Source organism: Sphingomonas oryzagri (assembly GCF_029906645.1).
Taxonomy (GTDB): Bacteria; Pseudomonadota; Alphaproteobacteria; order Sphingomonadales; family Sphingomonadaceae; genus Solisphingomonas; species Solisphingomonas oryzagri.
In genome coordinates, this window is the sequence record NZ_JARYGZ010000006.1 from 39,192 (window position 1) to 51,649 (window position 12,458).

9 protein-coding genes are annotated in these 12,458 nt (G+C 68.1%); 4 read left to right on the forward strand and 5 right to left on the reverse strand.

Annotated features, from left to right (window positions below):
• The first annotated feature begins 8 nt into the window (after positions 1-8).
• The 3 genes from clpB to QGN17_RS20280 all read left to right on the forward strand — a co-directional run bounded on the left by clpB (position 9) and on the right by QGN17_RS20280 (position 4,507).
• Positions 9-2,588: an ATP-dependent chaperone ClpB gene (gene clpB / locus QGN17_RS20270; protein ID WP_281046420.1), complete on the forward strand. Its 2,580-nt coding sequence runs from the start codon at positions 9-11 to the stop codon at positions 2,586-2,588.
• A gap of 65 nt (positions 2,589-2,653) precedes the next feature.
• Positions 2,654-3,634 (forward strand): aspartyl/asparaginyl beta-hydroxylase domain-containing protein, encoded by a 981-nt coding sequence (locus QGN17_RS20275; RefSeq protein WP_281046421.1) that lies wholly within the window; start codon positions 2,654-2,656, stop codon positions 3,632-3,634.
• A 15-nt stretch (positions 3,635-3,649) separates the two neighbouring features.
• On the forward strand, positions 3,650-4,507 hold the full coding sequence (locus QGN17_RS20280) for a sulfotransferase family protein (RefSeq protein ID WP_281046422.1): 858 nt from the start codon (positions 3,650-3,652) through the stop codon (positions 4,505-4,507).
• Between the two features lie 41 nt (positions 4,508-4,548).
• On the opposite strand, the gene QGN17_RS20285 is transcribed toward QGN17_RS20280, so the two are convergent.
• From QGN17_RS20285 to QGN17_RS20300, 4 genes are all read right to left on the reverse strand, one after another.
• Positions 4,549-4,803: a hypothetical protein gene (locus QGN17_RS20285; RefSeq protein WP_281046423.1), complete on the reverse strand. Its 255-nt coding sequence runs from the start codon at positions 4,801-4,803 to the stop codon at positions 4,549-4,551.
• Positions 4,804-4,889: 86 nt separating this feature from the next.
• On the reverse strand, positions 4,890-6,395 hold the full coding sequence (locus QGN17_RS20290; protein WP_281046424.1) for a putative 2OG-Fe(II) oxygenase: 1,506 nt from the start codon (positions 6,393-6,395) through the stop codon (positions 4,890-4,892).
• Between the two features lie 12 nt (positions 6,396-6,407).
• On the reverse strand, positions 6,408-7,571 hold the full coding sequence (locus QGN17_RS20295; RefSeq protein WP_281046425.1) for an aspartyl/asparaginyl beta-hydroxylase domain-containing protein: 1,164 nt from the start codon (positions 7,569-7,571) through the stop codon (positions 6,408-6,410).
• A 99-nt stretch (positions 7,572-7,670) separates the two neighbouring features.
• A complete protein-coding gene (locus tag QGN17_RS20300) occupies positions 7,671-10,754 on the reverse strand; it encodes a TonB-dependent receptor domain-containing protein (protein WP_281046426.1) in 3,084 nt (1,027 codons plus the stop codon).
• A gap of 265 nt (positions 10,755-11,019) precedes the next feature.
• Here QGN17_RS20300 and QGN17_RS20305 point away from each other — a divergent pair, with 265 nt between their 5' ends.
• Positions 11,020-11,565, forward strand: a complete 546-nt coding sequence (locus tag QGN17_RS20305) for a hypothetical protein (protein ID WP_281046427.1) — start codon at positions 11,020-11,022, stop codon at positions 11,563-11,565.
• Positions 11,566-11,567: 2 nt separating this feature from the next.
• Here the strand turns inward: QGN17_RS20305 and QGN17_RS20310 are convergent, their stop codons facing one another.
• The gene (locus QGN17_RS20310; RefSeq protein WP_281046428.1) at positions 11,568-12,449 is read right to left on the reverse strand and encodes a M23 family metallopeptidase; all 882 of its coding nucleotides are present in this window, start codon (positions 12,447-12,449) and stop codon (positions 11,568-11,570) included.
• Positions 12,450-12,458: the final 9 nt, after the last annotated feature.

The window sequence follows — 12,458 nt, forward strand, 5'->3', positions numbered from 1 at the left end:
GGAGTTCGATGGACCTCGAAAAATTCACCGACCGCGCGAAGGGCTTCCTGCAATCCGCGCAGACCGTCGCGATCCGCATGAACCACCAGCGCATCGCGCCGGAACATATCCTGAAGGCACTGCTGGAGGATGAGCAGGGCATGGCCTCGGGCCTGATCGCCAGGGCGGGCGGATCGGCCAAGGTGGCGCTGCGCGATACCGATGCGGCGCTGGCAAAGATCCCGGCCGTGTCGGGCAGCGGCGCGCAGGCCTCGCCGCAGCTCGACAATGACACTGTGCGCCTGCTCGACAATGCCGAGCAGATCGCCAAGAAGGCGGGCGATTCCTACGTCACCGTCGAGCGGATGCTGCTTGCCTGCGCGCTCGCCACGACGACGGCGGCGGGCAAGGCGCTGGCCGATGCCGGTGTGAAGCCCGAGGCACTGAACGCCGCGATCAACGAACTGCGGGGCGGCCGTACCGCCGACACCCAGTCCGCCGAGGACCGCTACGACGCGCTCAAGAAGTTCGCGCGCGATCTCACCGCCGCCGCGCGCGAGGGCAAGCTCGATCCGGTGATCGGCCGCGACGAGGAGATCCGCCGCACGATCCAGATCCTCGCGCGCCGCACCAAGAACAATCCGGTGCTGATCGGCGATCCCGGCGTCGGCAAGACCGCCATCGCCGAAGGCATGGCGCTGCGCATCGCCAATGGCGACGTGCCCGACACGCTGCGTGACCGCCAGCTGATGGCGCTCGACATGGGCGCGCTGATCGCGGGCGCGAAGTATCGCGGCGAGTTCGAGGAGCGGCTGAAGGGCGTGCTCGACGAGGTGAAGCAGGCCGAAGGCCACATCATCCTCTTCATCGACGAGATGCACACGCTGATCGGCGCCGGCAAATCGGAAGGCGCGATGGACGCCGGCAACCTGCTCAAGCCCGCTCTGGCGCGCGGCGAGCTGCACTGCATCGGCGCGACCACGCTCGACGAATATCGCAAGTACGTCGAGAAGGACCCGGCGCTGCAGCGGCGCTTCCAGCCGGTGTTCGTCGGCGAGCCGACGGTCGAGGACACGATCTCGATCCTGCGCGGCCTCAAGGACAAATACGAGCTGCACCACGGCGTGCGGATCACCGACGGCGCGCTGGTCTCGGCGGCGACGCTCAGCAACCGCTACATCACCGACCGCTTCCTGCCCGACAAGGCGATCGACCTGATGGACGAGGCCGCCTCGCGCCTGCGCATGGAGGTCGAGTCCAAGCCCGAGGAGATCGAGAGCCTCGATCGCCGCATCATCCGCCTCAAGATCGAACGCGAGGCGCTGAAGAAGGAGACCGACAAGGCCAGCGCGGACCGGCTGGGATCATTGGAGTACGATCTAGCCCGGCTGGAGGAGGAATCCGCCGCGCTCACCCAGCGCTGGCAGGCCGAGAAGGAGAAGATCGCGGGGCAGGCCAAGATCAAGGAACAGCTCGATGCGGCAAAGCTCCAGCTGGAGCAGGCGCAGCGCTCGGGCGATCTCGGCAAGGCGGGCGAGCTGTCCTACGGGGTGATTCCCGGCCTGGAGAAGCAGCTTGCGGAGGCAGAGCAGGCTTCGCAGGGCGCGATGCTGCGCGAGGAGGTGACGTCCGAGGACATCGCCGCCGTGGTCGGCCGCTGGACCGGCATCCCGGTCGATCGGATGCTGGAGGGCGAGCGCGAGAAGCTCCTCAAGATGGAGGAGACGATCGGCAGGCGCGTCATCGGCCAGTCCGAGGCGGTGGTCGCGGTCAGCCGCGCCGTCCGCCGTGCGCGTGCCGGTCTGCAGGATCCGAACCGGCCGCTCGGCAGCTTCCTGTTCCTCGGCCCGACCGGCGTCGGCAAGACCGAACTGACCCGCGCGCTCGCCGGCTTCCTGTTCGACGATGACAGCGCGATGGTCCGCCTCGACATGAGCGAGTTCATGGAGAAGCATTCGGTCGCCCGGCTGATCGGTGCGCCGCCGGGCTATGTCGGCTATGACGAGGGCGGCGTGCTCACCGAGGCGGTGCGGCGCAGGCCCTATCAGGTCGTGCTGTTCGACGAGGTGGAGAAGGCGCACCCGGACGTGTTCAACGTCCTGTTGCAGGTGTTGGACGACGGGCGCTTGACCGACGGGCAGGGCCGCACGGTGGACTTCACCAACACGCTGATCATCCTGACCTCGAACCTCGGATCGCAATTCCTCGCCTCACTGGGCGAGGATCAGCCGGTCAAGGATGCCGAGCCGCAGGTGATGGAGGTGGTGCGCGCGCACTTCCGGCCGGAATTCCTCAACCGTCTGGACGAGATCATCCTCTTCCACCGGCTGGGTGCGGGCCACATGGCGCCGATCGTCGACATCCAGGTGGCGCGCATCCAGAAGCTGCTGCGCGACCGCAAGATCGCGCTGAGCCTCACGGACGCGGCGCGGGCATGGCTGGGGCGGGTCGGCTACGATCCGGTCTACGGCGCGCGGCCGCTGAAACGCGCGGTGCAGCGTTACCTGCAGGATCCGCTCGCCGAGATGATCCTGCAGGGCGAGGTGCCGGACGGATCGATGGTCAATGTCGACGAGGGCGATGGCGCGCTGAAGCTCGCCGTCGCTTGAGGGGGGCAATAGTGACACCGGCCTGACCGCGCGGTAAAGGCCGGGTCCGCCCCCAAGAGGTCCGCATGTACCTGAACGAACCGCTGCTGAGGCTGCCGATCCGCTTCGACGCGGAGGTGCTGCGGCGCGAGATCGATACCCTTCCGCCCCATGCCTGGACCGATCATCCGCAGGGGTACAAGGGCAATGACGCGGTGCGCCTCGCCACCGCCGGCGGTGCGCTGAGCGATGCCATCGGCGGAGACCCGATGGCGCCGACCGAATATCTGGAAGCCTGCCCCTACATCATGGAGGTCATGGCGGCGATCGGCGCGGTCTGGGGCCGTGTGCGCCTGATGCGGCTGGCACCCGATGCCGGCGTGCCCCCGCACGTCGATTCCGATTTCTACTGGCGTACCCATGTGCGGCTGCACGTGCCGATCACGACGACGCCCGACGTGCTGTTCACCTGTTCCGACGAGACCGTCCACATGGCGGCCGGCGAATGCTGGATCTTCGACACCTTCGCGCGGCACAAGGTGCGGAACGGCCGTGATGCGATGCGGGTCCATCTGGTGATGGACACGGTGGGCGGCGAGGGCCTGTGGGATCTGGTCCAGGCCGCGCGGACCCGCCGCGATGCCGAGCCGCGCCTGATCCCGCCCGGCAGCGGCGGCGGCGCGCTGGCCTTCGAGGAGAAATACGGGCCGCCGGTGATGTCTCCGTGGGAATTGTACCAGCACCTCGCCTTCCTGCGCGACCGGTCGGAACCCTCGCCCGCGATGGCGGCCCTGCTGCTGCGACTCGATCGGCTCGCGGCGGGCTGGCATGGCCTGTGGGCGCAGCATGGTCCGTCGCCGGACGCCGTGCCCGCCTATATGCGCCTGATCGCCGAACTGGGCCGCGACCTGAACGGCCATGCCGGCATCGGCACGTTGCTGCTGCCCAACCAGATGCCGGTGATGGAGCATATCAGCAACTTGATCCAGGCGATGATCAGCCGGCCGATGCTCGCCCAGGCGGCGCGCGGCGCCAACGGCCTGCGCGCCGTCCCCGGCGGCCGGTAAGAGGCCCGTCGCGCGTTGAACGGCGCCTCCCCGGTCATCTTCGATCGCCCGGTCTTCCTCCTCAGCTCGCCGCGTTCGGGTTCGACGCTGCTGCTGAAGACGATGGCGCAGGCGCCGGACGCCCTCACCATCGGCGGTGAGAGCCATGCGCTGATCGAGACGATCCCCGGCCTGCACCCTTTCGATCGCGGCTGGTCGTCCAACCGGCTCGAAGCAACCGACGCGACGCCCGCGATCGCGGGTGAATTGCGGCACCGGTTCGCCATGACACTCCGCGACCGGGACGGCATCCCGTCGCGCGGTGCGGTGAGGATGGTCGAGAAAACGCCCAAGAACAGCCTGCGCGTCCCCTTCTTTGACGCGATCTTTCCCGATGCGCTGTACGTCTACCTCCACCGCGACGTGCGGCAGACGCTGTCCAGCATGATCGAGGCCTGGTCGAGCGGGCTGTTCCGCACCTATCCGCGATTGCCGGACTGGCCCGGCACGCCCTGGTCCCTGCTGCTCGTGCCCGGCTGGCAGGATTGGCGCGGATTGCCGCTGCCCGAGATCGTCGCGCGGCAGTGGGCGGCGGTGACGTCGCTCCTGCTCGACGATCTCGATCGCCTGCCGAAAGAACGGACGATGGCGCTCGCCTACGACCAGTTGGTAGCCACCCCGCGCCCGACGATGGAGGCGCTGAGCCGCGCCGTCGGCCTCGGCTGGGATCGGCCGCTGGATGGCAACCTGCCGCTCTCCGCCACCACCGTCACCGCGCCGTCAGCGGAGAAGTGGCGGAGGCACGAGGCCGAGATCCGCGCGATCTGGCCGATCGTGGAACCTGTCGATACGCGCGCACGCGCCTGGCTGGAGGCGCATCGCATCGCTTTCTGACGGCGGGCCGGGGCGCCGATCGACGACGCCCCACGAACCGATCAGCCGCCCTGGTGCGACTTCTGCATCTGGATGCGATCGGTGGTGAGCCGCATCTCCCGCTCATACTGCGCCCATTCGGCCGCCGTATGGCAGGTCTTCTCGGTCGCGAGCCGGCTGCCGATCACCTCCTGCGAGCGACAGATCACCTTGTTGGGATCGGTGGTGGCGACATGGTCGCCAGCCCCCTCCGGATAGGCGAATGCGGCGGCGGGGAGCGAAAGCGCGGTCAACGCGACGAGGATCAAGCGGCGCATCATGGTCTCCAGCATACTCGCGGCGGCCGTGTCGGGCCGTCGCCATAGCGGCACGTTCTAGCACGTTTCCGGGCGGGGAGTCAGCCTCAGCCGACGTCGAACGCGGCGGTCAGCCGCTCGCCCGATCCGAACGGCCGTGTGCCGTGCCACATGGTCGAGGGGAACAGGACCAATTGCCCCGGACGTGGCGCGATGGTGCGATAGGGGGGAAGGCCGGTCCCCAATATTTCCTGCGGCTCGCCCAGCGTCAGGAAGCCCTCCTCGCTTCCGGCCGGGGCATCGGGCACGGCGACGTAGAAGGCGGAACTCAGCCAGCCATAGGGATGGAGGTGGGAATCGTGGAATCCCCCGCCGGTCAGACGCACCGACCATGATCCGATAAAACGCGGGCGGCGGGGTATCCGCCCCAGCAGGGGATGCCCCTCGATCGGATCGGGCAACGACGCCACATAGTCGGCGATCGCCGTCTCGATCCGCGCGCGCAGCGCGCGAATCGGCGCATCCATCCGCTGGAACAGCGGCCCGTCGGTCTGCGTGCCGCCACGCACCGACTGATCGAGCGGCTGCGCGCGGGCGAGATGGAGCGAGCGCAGGCACGTCGCCAGACCATTGAGTTCCGCGGGCGAAAAGCCGAGATCGAATACCCGCACGAAGCGCGGCACATCCTCCAGCCAGCCGATCCGCGCGTCATTGGTCATCCGCATCGCGATCGACAGATAGGGCCATGCGTCGTTGACATCGGCGCGGGCGATCAGGCGCGGCGCCTGCGCGACTACGCGCTCCGGGCGGCCTTGCCGTACCTGATGCCGCAGCCAGTGGACCATAAGGGCGGTTTCGGCGAAGGGATCGATCCGCGCGAAGGCGGCATCGGCCGCCCCGGCATCGCCCAGTTCGGTCGACAACATCGCGGCGGCCGCGACGAGCGCCTGGCTTTCGCCGAAGCGCTGCCGCGCCTCTGCAAGCGTCCGTGCCTCCGCCCCATATTCGCGCGCACGGTGCTGGATCGCGATCTTCAGCTGCCACAACGCGAACTCGCCGGGCGTGCCCCCGATCGCCGCGTCGATCGCCGCGAGCTGGTCCGTGCGCCCCGCCGCCTGCCGCGCCCGCGCCAAGGCGGCATGTCCTTCGAGCCATACCGGGTTTTGCCGCAGAATATCGGCCAGCAGTGCGTCGGCCTCGCCGTCGCCCCCTTCCGCTGCGAGTGCGGCGGCATGACCCAGCGCGGTTGCCATGTCGAGCGGCGCCAGTCGTCGCGCCTCCTCGTGCAGCGCCGCTGCCGGCAGGCCGGCTTCCAGCGCGACATGCGCGCGCGCCTGGGCGAGCCGCGCGGTGACGGGTCCGGCCGCGGCGGCCTCGTCCAGAGCCGCGACGGCGCGATCCGTCTCGCCCAGCGTGCGGTACAGCAGCCCCCGCACGTGCAGCAGAGCCTGCGTCCGGGGGGCATGGCGCAGCGCCTGATCGACCAGGGCAAGACCGTCTTCCTCGCGCCGCTCGTCGATCGCGCGCACCGCGACCGAAGCCACCGCCGCGACATTGCCGACATCACGCCGCGCGAGCGACAGCGCGGTCTCGAACGACGGAGCGCTCGCCATCAGCCCTCGCCCTCAGAGCGGCGTGCCATGCTCGGTCTCTTCGGCTTCCATCATGCGCGTCACCGCCGCACGCTCGGCAGCGCTGAGCGCAGGATGCCAGACGTCGAAGATCAGCACCGCGCGCGGCTGGTCGCTGTCGTTCACCGCCTCGTGCTCGATCGTGTCGTCGAACACGAACGCCTCGCCCTCCACCCATTTCCGCTCCGTGGCGCCGACCCGGTACAGACACCCCTCCGGCACGACGAGCGGCAGATGGCAGACGAGCCGCGTGTTGGCGATGCCGTGGTGCGGCGGGATCCGCGTGTGCGGCTTCAGCAGCGAGAACATCGCGTTGGGCGAGCGCCGGGCGATACGGGGCTGGGGGATCGGCGCCAGCGCCTCCATCGTGCGCGGGCAGCGATCGGCATTGGCGGCGACACGGACCCCGCTGTTGAGCAGGTGGAAGGCCGTCCAGTCCATCGAGTTGTTCAGTGCCGCCCACTGCCGCACCGGCACGTCCGCCGGATATTGGACATAGGGTTCGGCCTGCGCCAGCCGATCCTCGAACAGCGCCTGGAACTCCGCGCGGATGGCATCGGTATGGGCTTCGAGAGCGGCCAGCCAGGGGAAGTCCGCGCGGTCATGGAATTCGCGCTCGGTGAGGCCAGGATAGAAATAATGGGTAGGGTCCGAACGATAGAGGGGCGTCCGGCGCAACGCGTTGCTGGCGAAGCGGTCGAGCCGCCGGCGCTCGTCCGGACTTGGTGCCGGCTCGCCGCTGTCGATCGCCCGCTGCCAGGTCGCCGCCATGCCGTCCCGGTAAGATGTCTGCATCGCCTCGGCATGGGCCAGGACCGCCTTAAGCGCAGGGGTCTCCACATCGCCCGACGGCCGCTGCGCCAGCGCGCGGACATAGGCGCGCGCCGCCTCGCCGGTCCGGCCCGCCGCCTCGAGCAGCCGGGCACGCGACAGCAGCGCCAGGAAATGCAGCGGCTCGACCCGCAGGGCCTGCCCCACCGCATCGAGCGCGGCGGTCATGTCGCCTGTCGCCCGGCTCATCGCGGACAGTTTGAGCCAGTTGTCGATCCGTTCGGGAGCAGCCCGTGTCGCGGCTTCGAGCAGCCGCCGGGCGGCCGGAATGTCGCCCGCCGCGGCGGCGCGATCCGCCTGGATTTCGAGGTCTTCGGTTTCGGTCATGTCGCCCGACCATGATCGATCGATGGGGACTTGGGAACGCCCAAAAGAAAACGGCGGGCCTTTCGGCCCGCCGTCCAGTTCTTGGGAATGTCAGCCCGATCAGAGATCGAGCGTGATGCCCACGTACAGGTAACGACCCAGCGCGTCGTAAACCTGCGGGAAGGTGTTGCCGTTGCCGTAGACCGCCGGGAGCGAGTCCGTGCCGATCAGCGGCGGCGACTTGTCGAAGATGTTCTGCACGCCAACCGTGAAGGTATACTTGTTGGCGATCGGCATCTGCGCGGTCAGATCGAAGTAGTTGTAGGCCTTGATCTTCGCGCTGCCGGGGCGGACCGACGCCGGAGCGTTGAGGTCCGGATCCGAGCTCAGATAGTCGATCTTCGTGTTGCCGATATAGCGCCAGCGGAGCGACAGGCTCGGGCCCGACGGCAGGGTCCACGTCAGGCGGGCCGTGTGGCGCCACTTCGGCGACGGGGTGCCGCAGGTCACGCCATAGTAGCCGGCGCAGTTGTAGCTCACGCCACCGAACAGGGTGGTCTTGAGCGAGTCGAGCCAGGTGCCGTTCAGCTGGAAGCCGAGCGAACCCAGCTTGCCGATGTCCTGCGTGTACGACGCAGCGACGTCGATACCCTTGGTGCGCAGACCGCCGATGTTGACGTTGGTGTCGACCACGTAGCCGTTCGGCGAGAGCCACAGCGAACCGTTCGAGTCGCGATGGATCAGACCGCAGAAGGTCGAGTTCCCATCCATGCACTGGTTCAGGATGTTGTCGGCACCGTAGGTGGCGATGAGGTTCTTCACCTTGATGTCGAAGTAATCGACCGTCGCGGAGAAGCCACGCAGGAAGCTCGGCGTGAACACCGCACCGAACGTCTTGGTGGTGGCGATTTCCGGCGTCAGATCCGGGTTGCCGCCCTGGAAGCCGTTATACTGGCTCGCCGGGTTGGCCTTGACCACCTCACCGACCGACAGACCCTGCGCCAAGCAGGCGGTGTCGGCAGCCGTGATGGTGAAGCCCGAGCACGGATCGGTCGCACCGTCGAGCGCCACGTTACGCGAGCCAAACAGCTCGGTGACGTTCGGCGCGCGAACCGCACGGTTGTAGCTGGCGCGCAGCTTGATGTCGCGGATCGGGGCCCAGGTCAGCTCGAACTTGTAGGTATCGGTGCTGAACGCGTTGCCGCCGCCGTACGGCGTGATGCTGCCGTCCGGGTTGAGCGAGTAGCCGGTGCCGTCGGTGTTGTACTTCGAGTGACGGTAACCCGCATCGAACACCAGCGACTGGAAGAACGGACGATCCTGGATCAGCGGGACCGAAAGTTCGCCGAAGACTTCCTTCGCCTTCAGGTAACCGCTGGCACCGAGGGTCGCGCCGCCCTGGCCGGCCAGATCACCCGTGGTGAATTCCTGGTCGGTGCTGAGGCTCAGCGTTTCCTTGCGGTACTCGGCGCCGAAGTTCAGCGCGATGCCCTCGTTGGCGAGCGGGCTGGTGAGGCCATATTCGCCGCCGAGGAAGGTGAAGTTGACGTTGGCGACCTGCTCGGTGTTCTGACCGCGCTCGAAGCCCGGCGTCGACAGGTAGTTGATCGCGTCCGCGCTCACACCGCCGCCGAAGATGTCGTAGGGAACGCACTGCGTGTCGGTGCCGTTGAGCACCGAGCGGCAGGTGCCCGAGGCATCCACGTCCAGCGAGTTGTTCAGCTTCTTGATCGAGAAGTCGTTATAGTAGGTCTCGGCATAGACGGTGCGACCATACTGGTAGGACGCATCGTAGCTGAGGCCCTTGGCCAGGTCGCCCTTGGCGCCGATCACACCGCGGTAGGAGGTGTGCTGCAGGTCGTCCTGACGCGGGCCACCCTCGACGTTGCGACGCAGGATGGTGACGTTCGCCTCGTTGTACGAAACGCCGTTCGCATCGGTGAAGACGGTGGGCGTGCCGCTGATCACGCCGGTCGCGCTGACGCTCTGACCGACATAGTTGCCGTTCGTGCAGAGCGTCGCCTTCTCCTGAGCGGACAGGAACGCGTTGTCGCAGCTGACGGAGGTGGTGTTGCCGAAGTCGCCCGACGCGCCGATCTGGGCGATCGTGCGATCGTCCATGAACATGAATTCCATGTACGGCTTGAAGGCGTCGCTCACGTCATAGTGCGCGAAGAAGCCGGCGGTGTAGCGCTCGTCGGGGCGCTGGTAGTAGTTGGCCGGCGCGTAGTTGTAGAGCGAGTAGCCCGGAACCAGGCTGTTGCCAGACACCTGCAGGGTGCGGCCGTCGCCGGTCAGGAAGGTACCAGCCGCGCTCGTCGCCGAACCGCCGCAGGCATAGAGGCCGTTGGCCGCAACGGCCGACGCCTTGTTCGAGGTCAGGGCGCAGCTCGAATAGTCGCGCTTTGCCTGGGTGACCGCGTTGATCTTGCGGTAGCCGGCATAGGCCACGACGTGGCCGCGATTGTCGTCGAAGCCCGCACCGATGGTGGCGGTGACGTCGATCGTGCCGCCGTCGGCGGAGGTACCGCGCGGATAGCCGTAACCGAGAGCCGTGTTGGGATCGGTGACGCTCGAACCGGCGCGGTTGTCATGGTTGTAGAGGCTGTACTGGCCGTCGATCTTGAAGCCCGAGAAGTTCGTGTCCATCACGAAGTTCACGACGCCGGCGACCGCGTCCGCACCGTACACCGCCGAGGCGCCGCCGGTCAGGACGTCGACGCGCTTGATCAGCGAGGACGGGATGAAGTTCAGATCGGTGAACGGCGTGCGGGGATCACCCGGAACCACGCGACGGCCGTTGACGAGCACCAGGGTGCGCTGCGGGCCGAGGTTGCGCAGATCGACGGTGGCGATACCCGACGCACCGTTCGAGATGCTGCCGCCCTGACCGGCGAACACCTGCGGCAGGCTGTTCAGCAGATCTTCGGTGCGGGTCGTGCCGGTGAGCTTGAAGTCCTTGGCGCCGACCACGGTGACCGGGCTGGCCGACTCGAGGTCCGGATGCGGAATGCGCGAACCGGTGACGACGATATCGCCGCCGCTGGCCGGGGCCGAGGTGTCGGCGGTGGTCGCCGCAGGCGCAACGCTGGGTGCAGGCGCGGCGGTCGCGGCGTCCTGCGCGAACGCCGGCGCGGCGAACGCCACGGTGCCCGCAATGATCGTGGACGCCAGAAGGCGGTCCCTGATGAGCTTGCCGTTCATCTATGTATGTCCCCTTTGAGGCCGACCCTGGTCCTGACGGATGTCCCGCGCAGGTTCCTGGGCCGCTAGGGCCAGCTTGCTAACGGATGTACGGAACTCCGATCAATCTCGCGTGTGCAGTTGCAATACGAATGCGCAGCTATGTAGCAAAAAGGACACAGATACGCGGCATGGCGACGCATTCGGAAACGAGCGCGCACGCCCCTTCCCTTCCCGGTGGCGATGCTCCTACAGAGGGCCATCCTGCTTCATGAGGCGCCGCCCGATGCCCCGCATTTCCGCCCTGGCCCCGATCCTTTTCCTCCTGTCCGGAACGGCCGCACTCGCCGCAAAGGACGACGGCACGGCCAAGCGCGCGCCGCTGCTCCAGAAGGTGGTCGATTGCCGCGGCATCGCCGATTCGGCCCAGCGCCTCGCCTGCTACGACAGCACCGTGTCCGCGCTCGACAGCGCGGAGGCCAAGCATGACATCGCGGTGGTCAGCCGCGCCGAGGTGCAGCAGTCGCGTCAGGCGCTGTTCGGTTTCCGCCTGCCCAGCCTCGCCATCTTCGGCCATGGCGACCCGCGCGAGCATGGCCAGGAGGATGAGCTCAAGGAGATCACCGCCAAGGTCACCGGCGTGACCCAGGGTTCCTACGGCATCTACATCGTCACGCTGGAGGGCGGCGCGGTCTGGCAGCAGAATGACAGCACGACGCTCGGCCGTCGCCCGCGGGTCGGCGATACCGCCACGGTGACGCGCGGCGCGCTCGGCAGCTACCGAATCGTTTTCAACGGCGGCCAGGGCTTCAAGGCGGTGCGGACCCAATAGGGTCAGCCGCCGGTCATCGCCCCCGCCACCAGCTTGGGATCGATCCGCTCGCCGCGCCAGGTGAGCGCCCAGTGAAGATGCGGGCCGGTGGCGCGGCCGGTCATTCCGCTCTCGCCGATCACCTGGCCCTGCTTCACCACGTCGCCGACCTTCACGTCGATGTGGCTCAGGTGGAGGAAGGCGCTGTCCAACCCCATGCCGTGCGCGACCATCAGCAGGTGCCCCTCGAGCGTGAAGGGGTCGCCGGTGGCGGCGAGGATCACGACGCCGTCGGCGGGCGCACGGACCGGCGTGCCGGTCGGGACGGCGACATCCTCGCCGCTGTGGTAGCTGCCCTTCTCGCCATTGTAGACGCGCTGCGCCCCGAACGCGCCTGAGATACGACCGTTGACCGGCCAGACGAAGCGCTGCCGCCAGCCGTCGCTTTGTGTGACCGCCGCCTGCTGGCGCGCCGCCTTGATCTGGGCGAGCTCACCCTCGCGGATCTTCAGGAACTCCGCCTCGGGCTGCTGGTATTTCGGGATCGGCAGCGCCTCGATCCGGTATGTGCCCGGAGCGATCGCCAGCGTGCGCGTCACGCCGTTGCCGTCCGGACGGCTGGCGACCAAAGTCGCGCTCGGGCCGTGATCGCGCCCGAAGGCGATGAGGAATTTCCCGTCGCTCGCCAGCGGCACGTCGGCACCGTCGAGGGTAAGCGACACGGTGCCGCGCGGCGCGGTTCCGATCACCATGCCGCCCTGGCTCATCGATCCGGTGAAGGCAAAGTCGGCGGACGCACTGGGCGAGGCCGGCAGCTGGACGTTCGGGCGCGGCGCGGGCGGCGGCTCGGCCGCTGCGGGCGGCGCTCCGTGCGGCGCCACACAACTGGTCAGCGCGAGCAGCACGGCCGCTCC